This window comes from Streptomyces sp. NPDC018964, from assembly GCF_044390325.1.
GTDB lineage: Bacteria > Actinomycetota > Actinomycetes > Streptomycetales > Streptomycetaceae > Streptomyces.
Genome location: NZ_JBIRYZ010000015.1, coordinates 19,705 through 44,484, shown reverse-complemented (window position 1 = coordinate 44,484; position 24,780 = coordinate 19,705). Strand labels below are relative to the sequence as shown.

The 24,780-nt window shown below is 72.2% G+C and carries 22 protein-coding genes; 8 read left to right on the top strand and 14 right to left on the bottom strand.

Annotated features, from left to right (window positions below; translation table 11 throughout):
• Nucleotides 1–52 precede the first annotated feature (52 nt).
• The 4 genes from ACH5AO_RS24260 to ACH5AO_RS24245 form a co-directional block, all read right to left on the bottom strand.
• Nucleotides 53–661, bottom strand: a complete 609-nt coding sequence (locus ACH5AO_RS24260; protein ID WP_398927947.1) for an FMN reductase — start codon at nucleotides 659–661, stop codon at nucleotides 53–55.
• Nucleotides 658–1,752: an LLM class flavin-dependent oxidoreductase gene (locus tag ACH5AO_RS24255; RefSeq protein ID WP_398927945.1), complete on the bottom strand. Its 1,095-nt coding sequence runs from the start codon at nucleotides 1,750–1,752 to the stop codon at nucleotides 658–660. Before ACH5AO_RS24255 ends, ACH5AO_RS24260 begins: the two co-directional genes overlap by 4 nt.
• A gap of 560 nt (nucleotides 1,753–2,312) precedes the next feature.
• A complete protein-coding gene (locus ACH5AO_RS24250) occupies nucleotides 2,313–2,813 on the bottom strand; it encodes a MarR family winged helix-turn-helix transcriptional regulator (RefSeq protein ID WP_398927943.1) in 501 nt (166 codons plus the stop codon).
• A gap of 147 nt (nucleotides 2,814–2,960) precedes the next feature.
• Nucleotides 2,961–3,395: an ester cyclase gene (locus tag ACH5AO_RS24245; RefSeq protein WP_398927942.1), complete on the bottom strand. Its 435-nt coding sequence runs from the start codon at nucleotides 3,393–3,395 to the stop codon at nucleotides 2,961–2,963.
• Between the two features lie 135 nt (nucleotides 3,396–3,530).
• Between ACH5AO_RS24245 and ACH5AO_RS24240 the strand changes: the two genes are divergently transcribed.
• Complete coding sequence (locus ACH5AO_RS24240) at nucleotides 3,531–4,307, top strand: SDR family NAD(P)-dependent oxidoreductase (RefSeq protein WP_398927940.1); 777 nt, start codon at nucleotides 3,531–3,533, stop codon at nucleotides 4,305–4,307.
• Nucleotides 4,307–4,447 (top strand): hypothetical protein, encoded by a 141-nt coding sequence (locus ACH5AO_RS24235; RefSeq protein WP_398927938.1) that lies wholly within the window; start codon nucleotides 4,307–4,309, stop codon nucleotides 4,445–4,447. Before ACH5AO_RS24240 ends, ACH5AO_RS24235 begins: the two co-directional genes overlap by 1 nt.
• A gap of 45 nt (nucleotides 4,448–4,492) precedes the next feature.
• Here the strand turns inward: ACH5AO_RS24235 and ACH5AO_RS24230 are convergent, their stop codons facing one another.
• Complete coding sequence (locus ACH5AO_RS24230) at nucleotides 4,493–5,686, bottom strand: RtcB family protein (RefSeq protein ID WP_398927936.1); 1,194 nt, start codon at nucleotides 5,684–5,686, stop codon at nucleotides 4,493–4,495.
• A gap of 216 nt (nucleotides 5,687–5,902) precedes the next feature.
• On the opposite strand from ACH5AO_RS24230, the gene ACH5AO_RS24225 reads away from it, so the two are divergent.
• The 3 genes from ACH5AO_RS24225 to ACH5AO_RS24215 all read left to right on the top strand — a co-directional run bounded on the left by ACH5AO_RS24225 (nucleotide 5,903) and on the right by ACH5AO_RS24215 (nucleotide 9,113).
• Nucleotides 5,903–6,709 (top strand): DUF3558 domain-containing protein, encoded by an 807-nt coding sequence (locus tag ACH5AO_RS24225; RefSeq protein ID WP_398927934.1) that lies wholly within the window; start codon nucleotides 5,903–5,905, stop codon nucleotides 6,707–6,709.
• Between the two features lie 118 nt (nucleotides 6,710–6,827).
• Nucleotides 6,828–7,709 carry a DUF3558 family protein gene (locus tag ACH5AO_RS24220; protein ID WP_398927931.1) on the top strand — a complete coding sequence of 294 codons (882 nt, stop codon included), beginning with the start codon at nucleotides 6,828–6,830 and terminating at the stop codon, nucleotides 7,707–7,709.
• Between the two features lie 90 nt (nucleotides 7,710–7,799).
• Nucleotides 7,800–9,113, top strand: a complete 1,314-nt coding sequence (locus tag ACH5AO_RS24215; protein ID WP_398927929.1) for a DUF2637 domain-containing protein — start codon at nucleotides 7,800–7,802, stop codon at nucleotides 9,111–9,113.
• Between the two features lie 73 nt (nucleotides 9,114–9,186).
• On the opposite strand, the gene lysS is transcribed toward ACH5AO_RS24215, so the two are convergent.
• Complete coding sequence (gene lysS, locus ACH5AO_RS24210; protein ID WP_398927927.1) at nucleotides 9,187–10,929, bottom strand: lysine--tRNA ligase; 1,743 nt, start codon at nucleotides 10,927–10,929, stop codon at nucleotides 9,187–9,189.
• 253 nt (nucleotides 10,930–11,182) lie between these two features.
• Between lysS and argS the strand changes: the two genes are divergently transcribed.
• Together argS and ACH5AO_RS24200 are read left to right on the top strand one after the other, a co-directional pair.
• Nucleotides 11,183–12,940: an arginine--tRNA ligase gene (gene argS, locus ACH5AO_RS24205; RefSeq protein WP_398927925.1), complete on the top strand. Its 1,758-nt coding sequence runs from the start codon at nucleotides 11,183–11,185 to the stop codon at nucleotides 12,938–12,940.
• Nucleotides 12,941–13,033: 93 nt separating this feature from the next.
• Nucleotides 13,034–13,486 (top strand): HIT family protein, encoded by a 453-nt coding sequence (locus ACH5AO_RS24200; protein ID WP_398927923.1) that lies wholly within the window; start codon nucleotides 13,034–13,036, stop codon nucleotides 13,484–13,486.
• Here ACH5AO_RS24200 and ACH5AO_RS24195 read toward each other — a convergent pair.
• The 7 genes from ACH5AO_RS24195 to ACH5AO_RS24165 form a co-directional block, all read right to left on the bottom strand.
• Complete coding sequence (locus ACH5AO_RS24195) at nucleotides 13,463–13,882, bottom strand: hypothetical protein (protein ID WP_398927921.1); 420 nt, start codon at nucleotides 13,880–13,882, stop codon at nucleotides 13,463–13,465. The genes ACH5AO_RS24200 and ACH5AO_RS24195 overlap by 24 nt on opposite strands.
• Nucleotides 13,879–15,234: a hypothetical protein gene (locus ACH5AO_RS24190; protein WP_398927919.1), complete on the bottom strand. Its 1,356-nt coding sequence runs from the start codon at nucleotides 15,232–15,234 to the stop codon at nucleotides 13,879–13,881. The genes ACH5AO_RS24195 and ACH5AO_RS24190 overlap by 4 nt, the downstream gene beginning before the upstream one ends.
• A gap of 16 nt (nucleotides 15,235–15,250) precedes the next feature.
• Nucleotides 15,251–16,501 (bottom strand): OmpA family protein, encoded by a 1,251-nt coding sequence (locus tag ACH5AO_RS24185; RefSeq protein ID WP_398927916.1) that lies wholly within the window; start codon nucleotides 16,499–16,501, stop codon nucleotides 15,251–15,253.
• On the bottom strand, nucleotides 16,498–17,403 hold the full coding sequence (locus ACH5AO_RS24180) for a hypothetical protein (protein ID WP_398927915.1): 906 nt from the start codon (nucleotides 17,401–17,403) through the stop codon (nucleotides 16,498–16,500). The genes ACH5AO_RS24185 and ACH5AO_RS24180 overlap by 4 nt, the downstream gene beginning before the upstream one ends.
• Before the next feature lie 320 nt (nucleotides 17,404–17,723).
• Nucleotides 17,724–20,006, bottom strand: coding sequence for a hypothetical protein (locus ACH5AO_RS24175; protein ID WP_398927913.1), 2,283 nt, complete (start codon nucleotides 20,004–20,006; stop codon nucleotides 17,724–17,726).
• On the bottom strand, nucleotides 20,003–20,677 hold the full coding sequence (locus ACH5AO_RS24170; RefSeq protein ID WP_398927911.1) for a TIR domain-containing protein: 675 nt from the start codon (nucleotides 20,675–20,677) through the stop codon (nucleotides 20,003–20,005). Before ACH5AO_RS24170 ends, ACH5AO_RS24175 begins: the two co-directional genes overlap by 4 nt.
• 449 nt (nucleotides 20,678–21,126) lie before the next feature.
• Nucleotides 21,127–22,446, bottom strand: coding sequence for a helix-turn-helix domain-containing protein (locus tag ACH5AO_RS24165; RefSeq protein WP_398927909.1), 1,320 nt, complete (start codon nucleotides 22,444–22,446; stop codon nucleotides 21,127–21,129).
• Between the two features lie 339 nt (nucleotides 22,447–22,785).
• Here ACH5AO_RS24165 and ACH5AO_RS24160 point away from each other — a divergent pair, with 339 nt between their 5' ends.
• Nucleotides 22,786–23,634, top strand: a complete 849-nt coding sequence (locus tag ACH5AO_RS24160; RefSeq protein ID WP_398927907.1) for a hypothetical protein — start codon at nucleotides 22,786–22,788, stop codon at nucleotides 23,632–23,634.
• Between the two features lie 163 nt (nucleotides 23,635–23,797).
• Here ACH5AO_RS24160 and ACH5AO_RS24155 read toward each other — a convergent pair whose 3' ends face one another.
• Entirely contained in the window at nucleotides 23,798–24,700 is a 903-nt protein-coding gene (locus tag ACH5AO_RS24155) for an SAM-dependent methyltransferase (protein ID WP_398927905.1), read from the bottom strand.
• Between the last annotated feature and the right edge of the window lie 80 nt (nucleotides 24,701–24,780).

The window sequence follows — 24,780 nt, the reverse complement described above, 5'->3', positions numbered from 1 at the left end:
GCCGCCCGGCGGTTGCGGAGGACGGCGGCGGGTGCCGCTTCTTACCCGTATCTCACCCGGCGGGCCGCAGCGCCGCCAGTCGCTCCTCGAACGGGGTGACCTCCTCGAAGGAGTCCCGTCCGGTCGGCGGACGGGTGGTGGACGGCCCGGCGGTCAGGGCCGCCAGTTCCCCGGCCGCGCGCTCGACACGGCCGTTCAGGCCCTCGGCGCCCCAGTCCTCGGAGGCGGCGTAGACGCCGGTGGGGACGACGACGGCCTTGAGGTGGGAGAAGAGCGGCCGCAGCGCGTGGTCGAGGACCAGTGAGTGCCGGGCCGTGCCGCCGGTCGCCGCGATCAGCACCGGCTTCCCGGCGAGGGCCTCGGGGTCGGTGACGCCCAGCGCGTCGAAGAACGACTTGAACAGCCCACTGTACGACGCCGAGAACACGGGTGTGACCACGATCAGCCCGTCGGCCCCGGTCACCGCGTCGAACGCGCCGGACAGCGCCCGGCCGGGGAAGCCGTTGGTGAAGGTGTGCGCGATCTCCACGGCGAGGTCGCGCAGCTCGACGACCTCGACGTCGGCCGGGACCCGCGCGGCGGTCGCGGCGGCCAGCCGGTCGCCGAGCAGCCGGGTGGAGGACGGGACGCCCAGTCCCGCCGAGACGACGACGAGCCTCATGACTGTGCGCCTTCCTTCGTCCTGGCTCCGGCCAGCAGCGAGCTGTGGGTGGGCGCGTCCGGCACGTCCGCCGGGCGGCCCTTGGCGAACTCCTCGCGCAGCACCGGCACGACCTCCTCGCCCAGCAGGTCGAGCTGTTCCAGCACGGTCTTCAGCGGCAGGCCCGCGTGGTCCATCAGGAACAGCTGGCGCTGGTAGTCACCGGCGTACTCGCGGAAGGACAGCGTCTTCTCGATGACCTGCTGCGGGGAGCCCACGGTCAGCGGGGTCTGCTCGGTGAACTCCTCCAGCGAGGGCCCGTGCCCGTAGACCGGGGCGACGTCGAAGTAGGGGCGGAACTCGCGCACCGCGTCCTGGCTGTTCCTCCGCATGAACACCTGGCCGCCGAGGCCGACGATCGCCTGCTCGGGGGTGCCGTGCCCGTAGTGGGCGTACCGGTCGCGGTACAGCTCGACCATCCGTTTGGTGTGGTCGGCCGGCCAGAAGATGTTGTTGTGGAAGAAGCCGTCACCGTAGTACGCGGCCTGCTCGGCGATCTCCGGGGAGCGGATCGAGCCGTGCCAGACGAACGGCGCCACGCCGTCCAGCGGGCGGGGCGTGGAGGTGAAGCCCTGCAGCGGGGTGCGGAACCTGCCCTCCCAGTCGACGACGTCCTCGCGCCACAGCCGGTGCAGGAGGGCGTAGTTCTCGACCGCGAGGTTGATGCCCTGGCGGATGTCCTGCCCGAACCAGGGGTAGACCGGGCCGGTGTTCCCGCGTCCCATCATCAGGTCCACCCGGCCGTCGGCCAGGTGCTGGAGCATCGCGTAGTCCTCGGCGATCTTCACCGGGTCGTTGGTGGTGATCAGGGTGGTGGCGGTGGACAGCACCAGCCGCTCGGTGCGGGCGGCGATGTAGCCGAGCATGGTGGTCGGCGAGGACGGCACGAACGGCGGGTTGTGGTGCTCCCCGGTCGCGAACACGTCCAGGCCCACCTCCTCGGCCTTCAGCGCGATGGCGACCATGGCCTTGATCCGCTCGCGCTCGGTCGGCGTACGCCCCGTGGTCGGGTCGGGCGTGACATCCCCGACGCTGAAGATCCCGAACTGCATGGCCGCTCACCCTCCAGGTTGTTTACGCTTCAACTATACCCCTGGAACGGCTCCCCACCCCCTCCTATTCCATCCCCGGCCACACGCCCACGGCACCGGCACCGGCCGCCCCACACCCCACCCTCCGCCAGGCGCGCCTGCGCCTTCACCGCACCGCCCGTGAAACGCGCGGCACCGAGCAGCGCACGCGCTCCCCGTCCCGTCGTCCTCCCCGGCCAGGGCGGTGGCGCACCGGTCCCCCGGTGGGCTGCGAACCGGACAGCGCAGCCGCCGACCGCGCCCGCCGACCCCCTCACCGGCAGCGTCCCGCCCCGGGCGGTTCCAGCGGGCCCAGGGCCCGCACGGCGGTCGGCGCGTCCAGTGACAGCGTCACCACGTCGGCGGTCCGCGAGGCCCGCGCCACTACGTCCGCCGGGACGACGGCGCACCCGGCACGCGCACCCGGCACACGCGCCCGGCGGCGCGCACGGGCACGCGAGGCCCACCGGGGGCCGAGGAGTGTGCATGGACGATCGGAGTCGGCGCGCACGGGCATGTGAAGTCCACCGGGCCCGGGACCGCTACGGCGCCGGGGCCGACCGGCCGTCCGCGGCCTCCCCCGACCGCAGCCGGGCGGCCTGCTCCGCGCCGAACTCCGTCGTACGCCTCATGTGGTCGACGAACAAGGCGAGCTGCGCGTCGTCGAGGTCGTCGAAGAGCGCGATCCAGCCGCCGCCCAGCCGCTCCCACACCCGCCCGAACTCGGCGGCCCGCTCCGGCACCACCGCCACCAGCACCAGCCGCCGGTCCACCGCGTCCCGCTCCCGCACCACGTACCCCGCCCGCTCCAGCCGGTCCACCAGCCGGGTCGCCGAGCCGGCCGTCAGCCCCGTCAGCTCCGCGACCCGGCCCGTGGGCACCGGGCCGCCCTCCAGCGTCAGCAGGTTCAGGCACTGCAGATCGGTGGGGTGCAGGCCCAGATGGTCGGCGAGCGCCTGGTTGAGCAGGGCGTGGGCCGCCATGTACCGCCGGGACACCACGGCCAGCTCCGCCAGCAGCCCGGCCCGCGTGTTCCCCGCCACCCCGCCACCGCCTCGCACCGCCGCCTCGCCGTCCACGGATGTATCCCACGCCCCGCCCGTGCCGGGCGCCGTCCATCGGGTGACGCACCCGGACGCGAAGCCGCACGCGCACGGAACCCCCGCTCCGCCGCGCGACGGCCGACGTCCTCAGACCACCGTCTCCGGAAGCAGCCCCAGCTGCTCCAGGAAGGCCAGCTGGTCGAAGTAGAGCCGGTAGCTGACGATCCTGCCGTCCTCGACGGTGGCGACGTCCACCCCGCGGATCCTGACCTCCTTCCCGGTCGCCGGCACGCTCCGCCCGTCCGGCACCGGCAACGGCCCGGTGTTCCGGCCGCCGAAGTACCCCTCGTCGATCGCGGTGGTGCCCACCTCGAACGCGTGCAGCGGCTCGTACCGGGCGTCGGGCACGGCCGTCGTCAGCTGACGCCAGTACTCGACGATCTCGTCCCGCCCGTGCAGCTCCCCCGCCTCGGGCACCCAGGCGACCGCGTTCCGCGCGTACAGCTCCGCCACGACGTCCATGTCCAGGTCCGTGGTGACCGCCGCGGTGAGCCGGTCCATGACCTCGCGCGCCTCACCCATGACCCACCTCCTGCCCCGCAGGACCACCCGTCCCATTCTCCCACCGGGTCCCCGCCCCCGCCGCCGCCCGGCCGACCCCGCCTATGCTGGCCGTCCAGGCCCCGACCACGAGCCCGTACGTCCGAGGAGCAGCCCATGGCCACCGCCGCACCGCCCGCCGCGTCCCGCATCGCCGTCGTCACGGGCGCGAGCAGCGGCATCGGCGCCGCCACGGCCCGCCGCCTCGCCGAGGCCGGCTACCGCGTCGTCCTCACCGCCCGCCGCAAGGACCGCATCGAGGCGCTCGCCGAGGAGATCACCGCCGCCGGCCACGCGGCCACGGCCTACCCCCTCGACGTCACCGACCGCGCGGCCGTCGACGAGTTCGCCACCGCCTTCAGGACCGTCGGCGTCCTCGTCAACAACGCCGGCGGCGCGCTCGGCGCCGACCCGGTCGCCACCGGCGACCCGGACCAGTGGCGCGCCATGTACGAGACCAACGTCCTCGGCACCCTCAACCTCACCCAGGCCCTGCTCCCCAAGCTGGACGCCAGCGGCGACGGCACGGTCGTGGTCGTCTCCTCCACCGCCGGCCACGCCACCTACGAGGGCGGCGCGGGCTACGTCGCCGCCAAGCACGGCGCCCACGTCCTCGCCGAGACCCTGCGCCTGGAGATCGTCGGCCGCCCGGTGCGCGTCATCGAGGTCGCGCCCGGCATGGTGAAGACCGACGAGTTCGCCCTCACCCGCTTCGGCGGCGACGCGGAGAAGGCCGCCAAGGTCTACGAGGGCGTCGCCCAGCCCCTCACCGCGGACGACGTCGCCGACACCATCGCCTGGGCGGTCACCCGCCCGCCCCACGTCAACATCGACCTGCTGGTCGTCCGCCCCCGCGCCCAGGCGTCCAACACCAAGGTCCACCGGGAGCCCTGATGCCCGACGACACCGAAAGGCGCCGCCTCGCCCTGGAGAAGAAGCGCGAACGCTACGTCTGGTACTACCTCGGCTACTTCCTCTTCGGCATCCACATCGTGGCCTTCGTCATGATCTACGCGGTGACCCACGCGAAGTAGCGGGCCCCTCAGGCGGGGCCCGCTCTCCGTCGCGTCTCCGTCGCGTCAGCCCTTCACGCAGACGACCTGCTTCAGCTTCGCGACGACCTCCACGAGGTCCCGCTGCTGGTCGATGACCTGCTCGATCGGCTTGTAGGCGCCCGGGATCTCGTCCACGACGCCGGAGTCCTTGCGGCACTCCACGCCCCGCGTCTGCTCCTCCAGGTCCTTCGTCGAGAAGCGCCGCTTGGCCGCGTTGCGGCTCATGCGCCGGCCGGCGCCGTGCGACGCCGAGTTGAAGGACTTGTCGTTCCCGAGGCCCTTGACGATGTACGAACCCGTGCCCATGGAGCCCGGGATGATCCCGTACTCGCCGGAACCCGCGCGGATGGCTCCCTTGCGGGTCACGAGCAGGTCCATGCCCTCGTAGCGCTCCTCGGCCACGTAGTTGTGGTGCGCGCTGATCTCCGGCTCGAAGGTCGGCTTCGCCTTCTTGAACTCCCTGCGGACCACGTCCTTCAGGAGCGCCATCATGATCGAGCGGTTGTACTTCGCGTACTCCTGCGCCCAGAACAGGTCGTTGCGGTACGCCGCCATCTGCGGGGTGTCCGCGACGAAGACGGCGAGGTCGCGGTCGATCAGGCCCTGGTTGTGCGGGAGCTTCTGGGCGACGCCGATGTGGTGCTCGGCGAGTTCCTTGCCGATGTTGCGGGAACCGGAGTGCAGCATCAGCCAGACGGAACCGGAAGTATCGGTGCACACCTCCACGAAATGGTTGCCGGATCCGAGCGTTCCCATCTGCTTCGTGGCACGTTCCTGGCGGAACCTGACCGCGTCCGCCACTCCGCCGAAGCGCCCCCAGAAGTCGTCCCAGCCACCGGTCGCGAAGGCGTGGAAGCGGGACGGGTCGACCGGGTCGTCGTGCATGCCCCGCCCCACCGGAATCGCCTGCTCGATCTTCGACCGCAGCCGCGACAGGTCACCGGGCAGGTCGTTCACCGTCAGGGACGTCCTCACCGCGGACATGCCGCAGCCGATGTCCACGCCGACCGCCGCCGGGCACACCGCGCCCTGCATGGCGATGACCGACCCGACCGTCGCGCCCTTGCCGTAGTGCACGTCCGGCATGACCGCCAGGCCCTTGATCCACGGCAGGGTGGCGACGTTCCGCAGCTGCTGGAGGGCGACCTCCTCCACCGCCGCCGGATCCGCCCACATGCGGATCGGCACCTTCGCACCCGGAAGTTCCACGTACGACATAACGTCCTCATTCCCCCAGAAAGCCAACACACGTCATGAATCGCAAAACCGGCGCCGAGGTCGGCGAAAAGGGATGACGGACCGGCGTCCACGGCAGTGCGTGCGATACACATTGTCTGCCGGGGGCGCCCCCGTGCGGCAAGCGATTAACCAGCGGGGACACTGGGGAGACCCGGCGGGCACCGGCCCGCACCCACCAGCGAGAGGAGCCCGACCGTGCAGCGGAAGGCGTACGTACCCGGCGTCGCCGCGCTCCTGGCGGCCGTCCTGGCCGGCTGCACCGGCAGCCCGGACGACGGCGGCCGGTCGGACGACTCCAACCCGGGAAGCGCCGGTACCGCCACCCCGGCCGCCCAGCCCGGCAAGTACGCCACGCTCCCCGAGCCCTGCGGCGTGGTCGAGCACACGACGCTCGACCAACTCCTGCCCGGCATCGGGGAGATGACCGACACGGAGCGGCGCGAGGAGGCGTACGCGGGAGAGGCGACCCTCACGTACGACACCGACCGCAAGGTGGGCTGCCGCTGGAAGGTGGAGTCGGCGGCGGCCACCGACCACCTGCTGGTCGACTTCGAACGGGTCGTCTCCTACGACAACGCCGTCAGCGACGAGGCCCAGGCCGGGGAACTCTTCGCGGACAGGCAGGCGGCGGCGCACCTCCCGGAGCCGGCGGTGACGGCCGGGGAGACCGGCGCCCCGTCCACCAGCCCTTCCACGGAAGCCGGTTCGCCCCCTCCGTCCGGGGCGCCCACCACCGCCTCGCCGTCCGCCGCCCCCTCCGACCTCCAGCCCCGCCTCCTGGAGGACCTGGGCGACGAGGCGTTCCTCGACGACGAACTGAGCAGCTCCGGTTCGACCGCCGAGCAGCGCACGGTGACTGTGGCGTTCCGCACGTCCAACGTGATCGTGACCGTCGAGTACGCGGAGCAGCCGGTGACCGTCGGCGTCGTCCCGGACAGCAAGGAAATGCAGGACAGGGCACGGAAACTGGCCTCGGAGCTGGCCGATTCGCTGAACGGCTGAGCACGGTCCGCGGCACCTCCGCCCCCGCGGGCGAAGCACGCGAAGGAGGACCGCACGGAGGGCTCACCGCGTACCGTGACCCCTCGGACCCGTTCCGACCGCAGGGAACACGAGCGTCATGAGTGAAGGAACCATGCAGCGACGAGTACAGCGAGACCCGCGATCACCGCGAGCGAAGCGCCTTGCCCGCGTCCTTGTCTGCGCGGTCGCCGTCCCCCTGGTCGCCGCCGGCTGCTCCTCGGACTCCGGCTCCGACGACGGTGAGGACAAGGGCGCCTCCGCCTCCGCCTCGCAGTCCGCGAGCCCGTCCCCGACGGTGCGGGCGGCGGCGTACCAGAGGCTCCCGGAGCCGTGCACGGTGCTGTCCGAGAAGACCCTGGACGACCTGGCGCCGAAGGCGAAGGCGGGCAAGGAGGGCTCCTCGGACGACGTCTCCACCCGGGGCAGCTGCTCCTGGAACAGCCTGGACGACAACGGGGTGAAGGGTTCGCAGTTCCGCTGGCTGAACGTGTCGCTGCTGCGCTTCGACTCGGACACCACCCGTGGTCCGGGCGACGAGCTCGCCCAGGAGTACTACGCCAAGCAGGTGCAGGACGCGCAGGCGGCCGAGGGCGCGAAGGGCGTCGAGTCAGAGCCGGTCACCGGGACCGGTGACGAGGCGACGGCGGTGCGCTACGACCTGAAGAAGAAGGAAGGCACCTTCAAGCAGCAGACGGTCGTGGCACGCGTCGAGAACGTGGTCGTCACCCTCGACTACAACGGCGCCGGCCTCGCCGGTGACAAGACGCCGGACGCCGACGACCTGATGAAGGACGCGCGGAAGGCGGCCAAGGAGGCGGTGGCCTCGGTGACGAAGGCGAACGGCACGGACGCCGCGCCGTCCTCGTCGGCCTCCGGCTCCCCCTCGAAGCCGGCCTCGAAGTCAGCTTCCGCGTCCGCCTCGAAGTCCGCGTCCGCATCCGCCTCGAAGTCCGCTTCGAAGGCGTCGAGCGAGAGCTGAGCCGGCCCTGAACCGGAACCGGCCACCCGTCCCCCGCACACATGTGCCACTCTGTTGCGCGCAACAACACGCACTGGGAGGGGAGTACGGGTGGCCGCGCCACTGCAGCTGACACGGATGCACCGGGTTCTCATCGGCGTGGTCGTCTTCGGTGCCGTGATCATCGCCGGAATCGGCTTCGCGGGTTCGTACGCGGCCGTCCGTGAGCTCGCCCTGCAGAAGGGCTTCGGGAACTTCAGCTACGTCTTCCCGATCGGCATCGACGCCGGCATCTGCGTCCTGCTGGCCCTGGACCTGCTGCTGACCTGGATCCGCATCCCGTTCCCGCTGCTGCGGCAGACGGCGTGGCTGCTGACGGCGGCGACGATCGCGTTCAACGGCGCGGCGGCGTGGCCCGATCCGCTGGGCGTGGGCATGCACGGCGTGATCCCGGTGCTGTTCGTGGTGTCGGTGGAGGCGGCCCGGCACGCGATCGGACGCATCGCCGACATCACCGCCGACAAGCACATGGAGGGCGTCCGGCTCACCCGCTGGATGCTGTCGCCGGTGCCGACGTTCCTGCTGTGGCGCAGGATGAAGCTGTGGGAGCTGCGCTCCTACGAGCAGGTGATCAAGCTGGAGCAGGAGCGCCTGGTCTACCAGGCCCGCCTCCGCTCCCGCTTCGGCCGCGCCTGGCGCCGCAAGGCCCCCGTCGAGGCCCTGATGCCCCTGCGCCTCGCCAAGTACGGCGTGCCCCTGGCCGAGACGGCCCCGTCGGGACTCGCGGCCGCGGGCATAGAACCGGCGTTGATACCCCCGGCGCCCGAGGCACCGGAGATGATCACCGCGGGCGGCCGTGCCGACGCGGCCGCGGGCGGTCGTGCCTCCGGGCCGGCACAGGTGGGCGCGGCAGTGCCTCCCGGCGAGCAGCGCCTGGAACTCGAGGGCGACCCCGCCCCCGAGCCGCGGGGGGACGTCACGGGCAATCCGTGGCTGCACGCCCGCGACCCGCAGACCGTCGAGTACCACGGCGGCTACGACCCCACGTACGACCCCGACGAGGAGTACGCCCGCTGGTACGCGGAGCAGCAGCAGGCCGAGCAGTACGAGGACCAGTACCAGGAGGAGCCGCCCCTCCAGGAGCCCTCCCCGGAGGAGACCGGCAGCTTCCCCATCCCGGTGGTCCCCGGCGGCCGCACCCGCGAGCTGGGCGAGGGCGGCGGCACCGCCTCCGACCCGGACGAGGAGGCGTACTACCAGGTGTTCCGTCAGTCGATAGACGGCAGCTATCCCACGCCCCGCGTCCTCGGTGACAACATCCAGGCGACCTACGGCAGGACGCTGAACCCGAGCGAGCTGAAGAGCCTCGCCGAACGCTTCCAGCAGCGCCACACGGCGGAACTGGAGGAGGACCACATCGCGTAGCGCGCACGCGCGCACGACGACAGGGGGCGCCCGGCCGGCACCGGGCGCCCCCTGTCGTCGTACAAGTGGGGCTCTACTCCCCGAGCAGCGTCCGCACCCGCTCCTGCCCCACCGCCAGCAGCAGCGTGGGCAGCCGCGGCCCCGTGTCCCGCCCGACCAGCAGGTGGTACAGCAGGGCGAAGAACGACCGCTGGGCGGTCTTGATCTCCGCCGGCAGCTCCTTGGGCGTGGCGTCGGCGGAGAAGCCCGCCTGGACCTTGGGCACGCCGTAGACGAGGTGGGTGAGGCCGTCGAGCGACCAGTTGTCCGCGAGGCCGTCGAGCAGCAGCCGCAGCGACTGCCGCGCCCGCTCGTCGAGCGACTTCAGCAGCTCGGCGTCGGGCTCCGCGCGGACGATGGTGCGCTGGTCGGCGGGGACGTGGGTGTTGATCCACGCCTCGGCCCTGTCGTAGCGCGGGCGGGCCTCGTCCAGGGAGCCCAGCGGGTTCGACGGGTCGAGGTCGCTGAGGATGCGCAGCGCCTGGTCCTCGTGACCGGCGGTGATGTCGGCCACCGAGGCGAGCGTGCGGTACGGCAGCGGCCGGGGCGTCCTCGGCAGCTCGCCGCTCGCCGTGCGCACCGCGCGGGAGTACGCGGCGGCGTCTGCGGGCAGGGCGGAACCGTCGGCGACCTTGGCGTCGAGCCGGTCCCACTCGTCGTAGAGGCGCTGGATCTCCTGGTCGAAGGCGATCTTGAAGGACTGGTTGGGGCGGCGCCGTGCGTACAGCCAGCGCAGCAGCTGCGGCTCCATGATCTTCAGCGCGTCGGCCGGGGTCGGCACGCCGCCCTTCGACGACGACATCTTCGCCATGCCGCTGATGCCGACGAAGGCGTACATCGGCCCGATGGGCTGCTTGCCGTCGAAGATCCCGACGATCTGCCCGCCGACCTGGAAGGACGAGCCGGGCGAGGAGTGGTCGACGCCGCTCGGCTCGAAGATCACGCCCTCGTACGCCCACCGCATGGGCCAGTCGACCTTCCAGACCAGCTTGCCGCGGTTGAACTCGTTGAGCCGGACGGTCTCCGAGAAGCCGCACGCCGTGCAGGCGTAGGTCAGCTCGGTGGAGTCGTCGTCGTAGGAGGTGACCGTCGTCAGGTCCTTCTCGCAGTTGCCGCAGTACGGCTTGTACGGGAAGTAGCCGGCGGCGCCGGAGCTGCCGTCGTCCTCGGAGGCGGCGCCGGAGCCCTCGGCGGCCTCCAGCTCGGCCTCGTCGACCGGCTTCTGCTGCTGCTTCTTCGCCGGGGCCTTCTTGGTGCGGTACTGGGCGAGGATCGCGTCGATGTCGGCGCGGTGCCGGACGGCGTGCAGGATCTGCTCGCGGTAGGCGCCGGAGGTGTACTGCTCGGTCTGGCTGATCCCGTCGAACTCCACGCCCAGCTCGGCCAGCGACGCGGTCATCGCGGCCTTGAAGTGCTCGGCCCAGTTCGGGTGCGCGGAGCCCTTCGGCGCCGGGACGGAGGTCAGCGGCTTGCCGATGTGCTCGGCCCACGACTCGTCGACGCCGGGGACGCCGGCCGGGACCTTGCGGTACCGGTCGTAGTCGTCCCAGGAGATCAGGTGCCGCACCTGGTGGCCGCGGCGGCGGATCTCGTCGGCGACGAGGTGGGGGGTCATGACCTCGCGCAGGTTCCCGAGGTGGATCGGCCCCGAGGGGGAGAGGCCGGACGCGACGACCACAGGTTTGCCCGGGGCCCGACGCTCCGACTCCTCGATGACGTCGTCCGCGAAACGGGAGACCCAGTCGGTGGTCTCGGTGCTCTGAGCCACGATCGGCACGTCCTTCTCTCTGCTCGGGCAGCCGGTACGGTCGCACGGCTGACCGCTCCATTCTCCCCGTACGGCCCGCATCCGCGAAAACCGCTCCTCACCCGCGCCTCACCCGCGACCCCGAGGGGCGCGGTCCGTGCCGACGACCGAGGTGCGGCCGCGACCGGCGTCCCGCCCGCTCGCGGCGAGAAAACCGCTTCACCCCTCGTGAGACACTGGCCGTGTCTATCTGAACCCACGAGGAGAACAGGCACCCCCTCTCATGGCCTCGGTCACATCGCTCACCGATCTCGTCAACCAGCAGCTCACGTCCGCCCTCTCGGCCACCCGGCCGGAGGCAGCCGCGGACCCGCTGCTGCGACGAAGCGACCGGGCGGACTTCCAGGCCAACGGCATCCTCGCGCTGGCCAAGAAGGCGAAGGCGAACCCGCGGGAGCTGGCGGCCGAGGTCGTCGCCCACATCACCACCGGTGACGACCTGATCAAGGACGTCGAGGTCTCCGGCCCCGGCTTCCTCAACATCACCGTCGCCGACCGGGCGATCACCTCGAACCTCGCGGCGCGGCTCGCGGACGGCGAGCGCCTCGGTGTGCCGCTGAAGGCGGACGCGGGCGTCACGGTCGTCGACTACGCCCAGCCGAACGTGGCGAAGGAGATGCACGTCGGCCACCTGCGGTCGGCGGTCATCGGCGACGCCCTGCGCGGCATGCTCGACTTCACCGGCGAGAAGACGATCGGCCGGCACCACATCGGCGACTGGGGCACCCAGTTCGGCATGCTCATCCAGTACCTGTTCGAGCACCCGGGCGAGCTGGCCCCGCCGGAGGAGGTAGACGGCGAGCAGGCCATGTCGAACCTGAACCGGGTCTACAAGGCGTCGCGCGCGCTCTTCGACGCGGACGAGGAGTTCAAGGAGCGGGCCCGCAAGCGGGTCGTCGCCCTGCAGTCCGGCGACAAGGAGACGCTGGAGCTGTGGCAGCAGTTCGTGGACGAGTCGAAGGTCTACTTCTACTCGGTCTTCGAGAAGCTCGACATGGAGATCCGCGACGAGGAGATCGTCGGCGAGTCCGCGTACAACGAGGGCATGCCGGAGACCGCCCGCCTCCTGGAGGAGACGGGCGTCGCGGTGCGCTCCGAGGGCGCGCTCGTGGTGTTCTTCGACGACATCCGCGGCAAGGACGACCAGCCGGTCCCGCTGATCGTGCAGAAGGCCGACGGCGGCTTCGGCTACGCGGCGTCCGACCTGACCGCGATCCGCAACCGGGTCCAGGACCTGCACGCGACCACGCTGCTGTACGTCGTGGACGTGCGCCAGTCGCTGCACTTCAAGATGGTCTTCGAGACGGCCCGCCGGGCCGGCTGGCTCGGCGACGACGTCACCGCGCACAACATGGGCTACGGCACGGTGCTCGGCGCGGACGGCAAGCCCTTCAAGACCCGTGAGGGCGAGACCGTACGCCTCGAGGACCTCCTCGACGAGGCCGTGCAGCGGGCGGCGGAGGTCGTCCGGGAGAAGGCGAAGGACCTCACCGAGGACGAGATCCGGGAGCGGGCCGCGCAGGTCGGCATCGGGGCCGTGAAGTACGCGGACCTGTCGACGTCGCCGAGCCGCGACTACAAGTTCGACCTGGACCAGATGGTCTCGCTCAACGGCGACACGTCCGTCTACCTCCAGTACGCGTACGCCCGTATCCGGTCCATCCTCCGCAAGGCCGGCGAGGTCCGCCCCGCCGCCCACCCGGAGCTGGCGCTGCACGAGGCGGAGCGCGCGCTGGGCCTGCACCTGGACGCGTTCGGGAACACGGTCTTCGAGGCGGCCGCGGAGTACGCCCCGCACAAGCTGGCCGCGTACCTGTACCAGCTGGCGTCGCTGTTCACGTCGTTCTACGACAAGTGCCCGGTGCTGAAGGCCGATTCGCCGGAGCAGGTGGCCAACCGCCTGTTCCTGTGCGACCTCACGGCCCGCACCCTGCACCGGGGCATGGCCCTGCTGGGCATCCGCACGCCCGAGCGCCTCTGAGCACGGCCCACACACCCCGCGCGGCCCGTCCTCTCCCCGGTGGGAGGTCGGGCCGCGTCGTGCACACGAGGCCACCGGCTTTGGAGGAGTGACATGTCCGACCGCGCCGAGGGCGGGCACCGGGAGAACGGGACCGCCGACCGGGGCCCGGGGACCGACTGCCCGTTCTGCCTCATCGTGCGGGGGGCCGCCCCCGCGCGGGTGGTACGACGCTGGGCGGACGCGCTGGCGATCACGCCCCGGGGCGGGGGCGTGACCCGCGGGCACGTGCTGGTGCTGCCCATGACGCACGTACCCGACGTGGCGGCCGACCCGGCCGTCTCCGCGACGACGATGCGGTACGCCGCCGAACTCGCCGCGGAGGTGGGCGACTGCAACATCATCACGTCGCGGGGCGCGGCGGCCACGCAGACGGTCCCGCACCTGCACGTCCACGTGGTGCCGCGCCGCCCCGGGGACGGCATCCTCCTGCCGTGGACGGCGCCGGAGGACCCGGCCGCCGGGGGCAGGCAGCGGGTGGGGTCAGTCCAGGGCGAGGATCAGTAGGCTGTCGGCGACGACGAGCACTCCGTAGCAGAAGAGCAGCGGCCGGGACAGCAGCACATCGGGCCAGGAGACCGGGCCGCCGTACCGTTCGGCGTCCATCGTGAGGGCCGGGGGCGGCGGGTCGTCGCCGGTGACGACCTTCTCGTAGAGGGTGCGGAACAGCCGTTCCTGGCGGAGGTAGTAGCCGTCGAGCAGCCAGAAGCCGACCGCCACGGCGACGGTCACGGTGACCGGCTTCCAGGCGGGGCTGCGGTCCGCCACGGCGATGAGCACGCCGCTGAGCGTGATGCTCCAGCCCTTCACCACGAACGAGTTGCTGCCGAGGCGGCTGATCACGCTCTGGAGCAGCTCCAGGTGTTTGAGCTCCTGTTCGCCGAGGCGGCGGGGGCCGGTCACGGGGCGGGGATCCGCTGCGCGGTGTCGGCCGGTCCGGGGTCCGGCAGTGCGAACTGGCCGTTCAGTTCCCCGACGCACGCCTCCAGCCAGTCCTCCAGCGGGCCGGGGGCGTAGCTGTGCAACAGGGCCTGGCTCTGACCGAGGATCTCCAGGCGCAGCCGGGGGGTGGCGGCTCCGCTCTCCCCCTCCTTGGTGGTGGGCCACGCGTAGTCCCGCAGGGGCAGGTCCACGGTGCCGGCCAGGGCGGTCTCGGCCCGCTGTTCGACGATCAGCGCGCAGGCGTCGTCGACGACCTGGTACGCGTCGACCCGGGCCCGTTCCAGTGCGGCGCGCAGCCGGTGCCAGGAGGTGCTGTGCTCGACGACCAGCTCGCGCGCGTGGGGCACCAGCTTGTCCACCTTCTTCCGGGCGGCGGTCATCGCGGACCGGGCTTCCTTGTCGCTGTCGGCGTACGGGTTGTGGGCGAGGACGGTGGCCGCCAGGGTGGCGAGGCTGAGCGAGACGACGAGGAACACCGCGACGAGGCCGCCGCCGACACCGAAGTCGGACGTATTGCTCTGCTGCACCCGGGAGGAGGCGGTGAAGGCGAGCAGCGTGATCAGCAGGAGGTTGGCCAGGACGGGCCAGAACAGGGAGGGCCAGGGCAGGTCGTCGGGCCGGCGGGTCTCGGTGCGGGGGTCGTCCAGTCGCCACAGGTGCCGCCAGAACATCCGCGGAGTGCGCCGTACGCGTTCCGGGCGGCGGCCGACGCGCACCCGCCACCGGAAGAGCGACCTGCCGAGCAGATGGCCCAGGGCGAACTGGAGGACGGCCACGCCGAAGGTGACGAGGTAGGCGAGGGCGTGGGCGATCCTGTCCATGAGGCCGTCCCCGCCGATGCTCAGCGCCTGTGCCGTGGCCTCGCCGATGAACGGCAGGTCGAACAGGGAGTTGACGCCGAGCGCGCACCACTGGAGCCACGCCCATGGCAGACGGCCGCGGCGCAGCCCCTCCGGTCCGTCCTCGGTGTGCCGGGCACGCACGGCGGCGCTCTGGCGCCGCGCCTCGCCGGCCGTCCGGCCGACCGCGAGCCGTTCCACGGCGTCGATCGCCGTCAGCGCGGCCTGGTAGGTCTGCAGCAGGGCGCTGCCCAGCTCGCCCAGGGGGGTCTGCGCCCTGCTCAGACCGGTGTTGGCCGTGGCGAAGGCCCGCATCAGCGTGACCTGCTCCCGGTTGTCCACGGGGTCGGCCGGACGTCCCGCGGGGCGCGGCCCGATGCCTATGCCCGTGACGCGCTGGTGGGCCGGGCAGGATATGGGTGCGTCGCGTGGGCCGTCCCTGCGGGGCGAGCCGTTGATCTCGGTCTTCTTCATGACGGTGCGTCCGGCCTCACTTTCCGATGATCTTCACGTCCACGCGCCGGGCGCATTGCAGCCGCTGCTCCCGGGTCCCGCTCTCCTCGACGGCGGCATCGGGACACCTGCGCGACACGCCTTCGCCGTACGCCTTCACCCGGTCCGCGGGCACCCCGTGCTCGACGAGTACGTCGGCCACGGCGTCCGCGCGGGCCCGCGAGAGTTCCCGGTCGTTGGCGCGCGTGCCGCGCGGGTCGACGTACCCGTGGACCTCGACGCGTTCGAGGGACGGGGTGGTGCGCGCGGTCACGGCGATGTCGACGAGGGCGGGCCGGATCGTGTCGCGCAACCGTGCGGATTCGGTGGCGAACAGGGCGGCGCCCGGCAGGTGGTACGTCCGGGCGCGCTCACCGAACGGCACCACCGGGTCGTCCGGGAGGGCGCCTTCGGTGTGCTCGCCGGACTTTCCGGTCCTGCCGACGGGGGCCTTGCCGACGACGCAGGACCCGCGGTCGGCGCCCGCGCGTTCGCACAGGTCCTTCCACAGTTCGCCCAGCCAGGCCCGCCGGGCGCTGTCGGCGGAGGGCTGTCCGCCCGCGGAGTGGCCCAGTCCCATGAACGTGACCCGCACTCCCTTGAGGTCGGGGAGTTCGCCGAACTCGCCCTGGGCGCCGCACAACGAGACGATGGTCTTCAGGTCCTGCCGGGAGCCGAACCGGGCGCTCGTCAGGTTCGCGCAGCCGGTGGTGGACAGCCCGTCGGTGAGCACCAGCAGCCGTCGCTCGCCCCGGACGCCGTCGAACATCTCGGCTCCGGCCGCGAGCCCGGCGAGGACGTCGGTGCCCTTGCCCGCGGGCACCACCCGCCGGGCCGCGGCGATGTCGTCCTCGAGGCACTTGTTCGCGTCCTGGCGGTTGTTCTCCTGGTTGGCGGTGTTGTCGTTGCTCCGCCGCCAGTCGGCGGACCGCCGTCGCACCGTCCAGTCGATCTCCCCGCCGGGGCCGCCGAACGTGCCGATGGAGATGACCTGGCCGCTCTTCTCGTCCTTGGCGAGCAGGTCGCCGATCAGGGGGCCGTAGTCGACGTCCCCGGCGCCGGACTTGCCGCCCCGTGTCGACGCGGTGCCGTCGACGAGGATCACGGTCGCGTCGGCGTCGGCTTCGACGCTCTGGTCGTCCATCCAGCGGCAGCCCGCCCTGGGGCCGCCCGCCGAACAGCCGGTGAGCCCGCCGAGGACGACCGCGAGGGCGCCGAGTGCGCTCACCGCGCGCCGCCCGGCGTTCACCGGTCCGTCCCGTCGGCCGCGACGGCGTCCTCGACCCAGGAGAACGGGCCGACGCCCATCTCCCGGCAGAAGGCGCTGAGTGCCTTGTCGTAGGCGTCGGCGAACTCGAACAGGCCGGCCTCCTGGTGGTCGCCGCGCGCCCCCTTCAGGGCCGCCACCAGTGCGTCGACGCTGGTACGCCGCTGGTGACGCAGCTCCTCCATCACCGCGCGGAAGTCCGGGTCCGCGAGGGTGGCCGCGAACGGGACCAGCAGGCGCCGCTGGTGCGCGTCGAGTTCGCCCATGAGCTCCAGCCGGCTGATCACGTCCAGCCACGCCTCGGTGAGCGTCCGTGCCCGCTCGGCGCGGATCACGCCCAGCCGCTGCGTCTCCTTGAGCGTCAGCTCTTTGAGGTGGTGCGGCAGTACGTGCTTGCGCAGGTCCGGGTCCACCCTGAGCCGGACCTGCGCCATGCAGCGGATGGAGCCCTCGGCGTCCTCGTAGCACCAGTTGCCCTCGGTGGACAGTTTCGCGTTGACCGCGTTCTCCGCGGCGACCACGTCGGCCGGATCGCACTCGCGGGCCGCCGGCCAGGCGACCCGGAGCAGCTCCTCGCGGGCCGTCTCCTCGTGCTGCCGGACGCGCGTCTTCAGCATGTCCTGCGACATGGTCTGGCTGGTCCAGTGGAGGGTGGGGAAGGCCTGGAAGGAGAACACGTCGTCGCGGGCCGGCAGGAGGAGCGGTTCCTCCTGCGGGCGGGACCGGACGAACGCGTCCTTGCGCGGGACGACCGGCGACGAGCCGGTGCCGTCCTGGTCGGCGGTTCCGGTGCCGGCCTCCTGGTCTCCGTCGTGCTTCGAGCGCCGCCACGCGCGGTATGCGTCGCGCAGTGTGGCGAACAGGCCCTTGGGCCGTCGTGCCATGGTCGGTCCTCCTGAGGTGGTGGGGTCGTGAGGTCTGAGGTCGGGTCCTGAAGTCGCGGGGCTCGGGCGCCGCGGGAGCCGGGAGCCGTGAGGTCCGGGGACCGTAAGGCCCAGAGGTCGTAGGAGTCGGGAACCGTGAGACCTAAGGGTCGTGAGGTCCGGGGACCGCAGAGCCTAGGATTCATAGGAGTCAGGAGCCGTGAGGCCCGTAATTCTTAGGGGTCGGGAGCCGGGAGGCCCAGGGGCCGTGAGGTCCGGGCGTGGAGTGCCGGGATCGGGCGAGGTTCGCGGGTGGCGTGGGCCGGGGTGCGGGTGGCGGGTCAGGGGCGGTCCAGGGAGTCCAGGACCCGCCGTACGCAGGTGGCCTCCGGGTGCTCTCGTGCGCACCGCCGCAGATGGAACCGCGTTCGGCGGACGAGCCGGGGCACGCAGACGCGCGGCACGAACTTCTCCAGGAAACGGGCGAGTTCCTCGTCCTGGTCGGCGGCCAGCAGCCACTGCTGCAGCAGTTGCCAGGCCTGCCCGGAGTGCGCCGGGTCGACCAGGGCGCGCTGCCACAGCAGCAGGAGCGTCTCCTCCTGGTCCGGGTCGTCCATCGCCTGCTGCGCGAGCCTGGGCCGGGACGGCAGTTCCGGCCCGACGGCGAAGGGCCCGAGGACGAGCAGGGCCCGGACCGCGTGCCGGGGCAGGTTGTCGTTGCTCGACCGGATCCACCGCCCGAGCGCCTCGGTGACCGGTTCCGTGCCGTCCTCGGCGAGGAACAGCGCCGTGAGGGAGTAGGCGACGGAGACGTAGGGGACGAGCGCCGGCCTGCCCGCCAACTCCTGCAGGGCCGGCAGGGTCGCGGACACGTCCCGGGTGCCCAGGGACGTGCCGTAGGCCCGGGCGGCACTGTCCTGGAACGGCCACCTGGGGCTGTCGGCCCAGGAGGCGACCTGCCTGGTGATGCGGTCCGTCAGCCAGGGGCTGTCGGCCTCCAGCGCCACGGCCAGGGCCAGGGCGGCGCACCGCCGGTCGCTCACCGACTTGCTGATCGCCCACCCCTTCACCAGGTCGCGGTAGACGCTGTCGAAGTCGTACCGGAGCAGGTGTCCCGCGATCACCCCGGCCCGTGCCCGGACCCGCTCCAGGTCGTCGGCCCCGAGCCTCCTCAGCCACGCCACCAGCGGTTCGCGCAGCCAGGGGATGTCGTGCCAGACGACCTCGACGGCGGTCGACATGAGCTCCGGGTCCGCGAGCCGGGCCCGCCGGGGGTTGTCGGCCGCCCCTGCGCCCGGTTCGGCGGCGATGCCCCCGCCCGGCGGCACCAGGCGGTCGAGGTCGGCTTCGAAGACGGGCCGGGCGGGTGCGGTGTCCCGGTTCTCGACGCTCAGCATGTCGATGCCGAGCAGGGTGCCGGCCCGGATGACGTCGGACAGCGGCAGTTCGTGGCCGAGGAGGTAGGCGATGCGCAGGGCCTGGTGGTGCGGGCCGGCCGCCGCCGGGTCCGTCACCTGCTCGGACAGCTTCAGGAACCGCCTGACCAGACTCCTCAGGTCGCCCACGGGGGCGTCGAGGAGGGCGTCGAGCGCTCCCTCGGGTTCGTGCAGGCACCCGGCGAGGTCCCGGGCGAAGCGGGTGATCCAGTGGACGGAGGGGGCGGCGCCGAGCTTCCTGTGCGTCCGGGGGTCCTCCATCGCCCGGTCGCGGAACTCCTCCGTGTCGTCGTGGGTGCAGTTCTCCGCACACTGCGTGCGGTGCTCGGCGAGTGCTGCCCTCAGGTGCGCCTTCAGCACCGGGAGCGGTTCGGGCCTGCGGTGGTGGACGGCGAACGGGCCCAGGTCGCCGAGGTCGGCCTGCGGGTCCTCGACGATCACCACGACGTACGCCTCGCGCTCCCGGGCCCGCAGGGCCAGGGCATCCAAGGTGGCCGGGTCGGGCCGGTGGGGGCCCACGTTCACGCGGACGCCGTACCCCCGCTTCAGCCGGCGGCCGTTCCGCTCGATCAGGGCCCGCGCCAGCCGGTCCTGATCACCGTGCAGGACGCCGAGCCGTGCGCTGCCGCACCGCTCGGCCAGCAGCACACAACTCGTGAACTCCCGCCCGCTGCCCTTCGCGCCCACCAGGACGAGGAGGTGGTGTTCGCGGAGCCTTTCGGCCATCCCGGCCATCCGCTCCGGGTCCGGGACCTCCTCGTGCAGCCGCCATGTCCGGCTGGTCTCGGTGGCGTCGAGGTCCATCCACTGGAACTCGGCGGTCGGGGTGCCCATGTTCAGCGTGACGGCGTTGCCGTGGTACGCGACCGAACCGTTGAGCGACTCCAGCCTCTCGACCGGGCCGACGTCCCACTGTCCGGGCGGCGGCTGGTGCTCCGGGGTCGTGTGCGGGTCCTTCGGGGTGTCCTGCGTCCGCCAGGGCTGTGGGGTCCCGTCGTCCGCCCGGCCGGCCGGCCCCTCCTCGGCCGGGCCGCCGAAGGCGTCGTCCCCGGCGGGGGCGTCGTCCCCGGCGAACGTGGACTCGGTGTCCGCCGTGTCGGCGGGGGTGCCGGTGTCGTACGAGGTGTCCGGGTCCGGACCGTCGTTCCCGGGAGCGGCGTCCCCGGAGAAGTCGTCGGTGGAGCTCACGATCGTTCCTTGTCCTGGTCGTCGTCGAAGTCGCCGAAGTCGTCGTCGAAGTCGTCGGGGTCGTCGGCGGAGGGGTGGTTGTGGACCACTCCCCGGCCGCTGCCGCCGAGGATCACCACGCCGTTCTTGGACTGGATGCCGCCGACGTCTTCCACGTTGCCGCCACCGCCCCCACCGGCGCCGTTCCGCCGTCGCCTGGGGCGGAGTTCGGGGACGGCCGCGCGGATCGCCTTGATCAGGGGCGGGAGGTAGATCTCCTCCTGGTGGGGGCGGAAGTAGAGGGCCTGGCGGGTCGTCAGGGCCCGGATGTCTTCGGGGAGATCCGCCCTGTCGGGCATCTCGTCGCGGTCGACCAGGACCGGGAGGACCGTCAGTCCCCACTGCAGGGCGAGGGCGATCTCCATGCGGACCCAGTCGGTCTCGTCGTCGAGGCACCGGCGGTGGTCCTCGTCCACGGCTGTCTCCCACTTCCTGCCGATGAGGGCGAGCAGCAGTTCGCACTTGCGCAGCTTCCGCCTGATCTGGTCGGGGTAGTGGGCGCCCTTGTCGATGGAGCGCTGGTCGCGGAAGACCTCGGCCTCGCCGAACGTCCCCCGGATCCCGGTGTCGATGTGGGGGGCGGCACCACCGGTGTCGGCGCGACGGAAGTTGATGAAGACGGAAGGTGCCATGCTGTTCCTCGTTTCGCGGGATGCGCATCCGGTGTTTCCGGATGGGCGCGGTGGTGCCCGGGAGCCGGCGGTGTCCCGACCGGTGCGGGTCGGGAGGGGCCGCCTGCCGGTGGGCGGGCGGTGGGCGGACTCAGGAGGTGGCAGGACCCGGGTGTGGGATCGGTGAGGCCGGGGCCTGAACTCGGTGGATGAGATCGACGTTTTCAGCCGGTCCGGAGGGGGTCAATGTGTTGCCTGTGGCCACTTCCTCAGGCAACAGGGCACATACGGGCCGATGGGAGGCCGCAGGGGTCCACGGAACGCCGTGGGGGCGGGGCGTGCGGGGGCGCGTGCTCCGTGAGGCCCCCGGAAGGGGAGGGAGGCCGGACGGCCGAAGCGGCGGGATCCGCTCGCCGGCGGACGGCGCCGACGGCTCCGCCCGCGGGCGGCTCAGTCCCGCCGGCCCCGGCTCAGTCGCCGCCTCCCCGGATGTCCGGATCTCCGCGCAGGCTCGCGGCGATGAGGGGGAGCGTGTCGCGGACCGCGGGATGTTTGCGCCGGGTGGCCAGCGCCGACCGGAGTTGCCGAAGGTCGGCGCGGACCGTGGTGGAGTCGGTCGTCATGGCGTGGTGGACGACCGGCACGATCTCCGCGCAGGCGCGTTCGACGTCTCCGGCGTCCGCCAGGGCCAGCGCCAGCCGGGCGCCGTGACGGGCCCGGGCGCGCAGTGCGTGGGGCGCGATGGACTCCTTGCCGCTGTCGAGCAGCGCGACGGCCTGCTCGGCCTCGCCGAGTTCCCGCAGGCACCACGCCGTGACGAAGGCGGTGAGGTCGGGGAGGTGGGTGCTGCCCAGGATCAGGTCGTCGTCGCCGTGTTCCCCCGTGCCGTCCGACAGTTCGGACGCGTACTCCAGCGCGCGTCGGCACTGGACCTCGTGGCCCATGAGCGCGTACCCCTGGGCCTCGCGCTGCGCGGCCAGCGTCCTGGTGCGGACGTCTTGGGCCTGGGCTCCGGCCGCCTTGGCGAGTTCCACCGTGGACATCGAGTCGTCCTGGTACAGGGCCAGTTCGGCCCGGCGTAACAGCGTGTAGGCGGTCATCTCGGTGTCACCGCCCGCCTCCGCCAGGCTCGCGGCCTGGCCGGTCCACCAGCGTGCCGCGGAGTCGTCGCCTGCCTCCTGCACCATCCAGCCCGTGTACTCGGCGAAACGGGCCGCGAGCCGGAGCGCGGCGGCACGGTGACGGGACGGCTCTCCCCGGCCCAGGCCCCGCAGCGCCGCGGTCGCCGTGATGCTCATCGGCGCGACCACGGCGGGACCGGAGCACTGGCCGAGGCTCCGGCACTGCCCGTACACGCCCCGGAAGACGGTGAGCGCCTCCTCCACCGAACCGCCCGTGAGGAAACGCGGGGTGACGGCCCACCTCGCCGCGACGGCGGGTATTCGTTCGTCCGCGGGCGGGGCCGGGGCGCAGGCGGTGAAGTCGGTCGCCCCGTCGGTGCCCAGGTGGAGCACCCAAGGACCGGAGCCGCCGGACGACGCGACGGACGCGGCCTCTTCCGCGGCGCCCCGCGCCGGACGCTCCAGCAGTGCGACGAGTTCGCCCCCCGCGCCGAGCTTGGCGTCGCACAACCGCGCGAGCCGGTCGCTGGGGGTGCCGATGCCGCGTTCGATCTTGCTCAGGTACTCCCTGGAGCAGTGGACCTTGCCGGCCAGCTGGGCCAGCGACATCCCGGAAGCGGTCCTCAGCCGGCGCAGCTCCGGCCCGAAGGCCGGACGAACTGGTGCCATGGTCGCTCCCCCCGCCGTGCTCTTTTACCGAGCCGAGTTTGCCACAGCTTGGTCGTTGGTCAACCGATCAGTGACTTTGTCGTACTAGATGAACACCTTTGAGTGACATATGACTTGTTGTGAGCTTCGAGGGAACACTTGAGACCGTCGATGAACAATCTCCCCACGAGTGATGTCAGGTTCACACCCCCACCCCGCACCGGGGCACGTCCCACTGGACATCCGCACGCCCGAGCGCCTCCGACGGCGCCTCGGCTCGACCGGTGACGGTCCGTCCCCTCCGGGGAGTCGAGAGGAAGGGCCGCTGCTTTTCACGGCGGGCGCGCCCACAATGGACGCATGGCCACCGACGCGCCGCATCGGCGTCCCGCGCTCATGCCCGACCTGGAGCGGTCCCGTGCCGTGGTGGTCGCCTGTGACCACGATGCCGTCCGTCCGCCCGAGGTGCAGTCCACGGCCGGTGCCGTGAAACTCGCGGAGGCGCTGACGTCCCCCCGCACCGGTCCCTCGTTCCTCCCGGAGCACCTCACCCTGCTCACCTCGTGGACCGACCCCGCCGAGGTGGTCGACGCCGTCCGCCGTGCCGCCGAGGAGGCGTCGGACGTCCTGCTGTTCCACTACGTCGGCACCGGCCGGCGCCACGACGAGGTCGTCCTCCCCCGTCGTGTCGAGGACGAGGGCGAGGCGTCCCCCCTGCTGACGGCGGCCGAGACCGTGCGGAACGCTCCGGCGGCCCGCAAGGTCCTGCTGCTCGACTGCGAAGGCTTCGGAACGGTGTGGGACCGGCTCCACCGCGACCGGGGCGGGGACGGCCCCTCCCGCACCGGGGACACGCTCTCCGTGATGGGAAAGTCCCCGTCCCAGTACTTCGAGCTCCATGGCGACAAGGTCCCCGCGGGCGACAACTTCACCCTCGCCCTCGCCGGAGCACTGGACAGCGGCGTCGACGGCGGCCCGGAACTGCTGGACCTCCCGACGCTGCACAACGCCATCGAGGCCTACTGGGTCCAGATGCGCTACTACGTGGAGAACGAGTACATCGGCGCCCCGAGCACCCTGGGCCTCGAGGCCGGCCGGCCCGTGGCACTCGGCCGCAACGTCGCCCTGGGACCCGACGGCGAACGCCGCGGCGGCTTTCCCGCCCATCCGGACGTGGTCGACGCACGGGAACGCTGGTGGGACGAGTGACCACGCGGCTCAGCCGCGCGGTCCCGCCGCGAGCCGGCGCAGCCCCTCCGTGATCTCCTCCGGGGTCCGTAGGCGCTTTCGACCAGGACCGTGTCGCCGGGTTCGAGCAGCACTGTGGGCCCCCTGCACGCGGTTTTCCGCGATCCGGACGGCCGGACCCCTCTCAGCGCTTCGTGGCGACGGCCCCGTACACGTTGATGTCGGCGTCCGTCACGTCGTTGATGTCCGCGTACCGGACCCGCTCGATCGGGTCGAGGCCCTCCAGGTAGGAGGCCTCCGGCCGCTCGGGGACGGGCGCGGCGTGGTCGGGACGCCAGTGGTGCACGGGGACCACGCCCGGTTCCACGACGTCCAGGGAGTTCTCGGTGAAGAACCGCTCCACCTCCGCCCGCGTGCGCAGCACGAACGTGAACCCGCGTTCGGTGTACGTCCGTTGCACCGCCCGGATGTTCTCGGGGTTGAGGTCCTCGGTGAGGTGGCTGAGCACCACGCGGCTGCCGGAGGGCAGGGCGTCGACGAGTTCGCGCACGATCGGGTACGCCTCCTCGTCCTCGACGAAGTGCAGGACGGCGACCAGGCACAGCGCGACCGGCCGGTCGAAGTCCAGTGTCTTCGCCGCCCGTTCGAGGATGGCGGCCGGGTCCTTCAGGTCCGCGTCGATGTAGTCCGTACGCCCCTCGGGCCCGCTGGTGAGCAGGGCGCGGGCGTGCGCCAGCACCACCGGGTCGTTGTCGACGTACACGACGCGCGACTCGGGGGCGACGCGCTGGGCGATTTGGTGCACGTTCTCCGCGGTGGGCAGGCCGGTGCCGATGTCGAGGAACTGGCGGATGCCGTCGTCCGCCACCAGCTCGTTCACCGCGCGCCGCAGGAAGTCCCGGTTGTGCCGCACGTCGAGGTACCCGCGCGGGTTCGCCGTCAGTCCCGCGGCCGCCGCCGACAGGTCCGCGGGGTAGTGGTCCTTGCCCCCGAGGAACACGTCGTAGACCCGGGCCGGATGCGCCTTGCTGCTGTCGATCCGCCGTTGGAACTCGGCGGGGTCCTGGCTGAGCGCGTCACCGGACACGGGTCTCTCCCTCACGGTTCGTGCTGGACGAAGCGGTGCGCACGCACCCCCTGCCGGGAGCGGCGCCCCAGGCGATCACC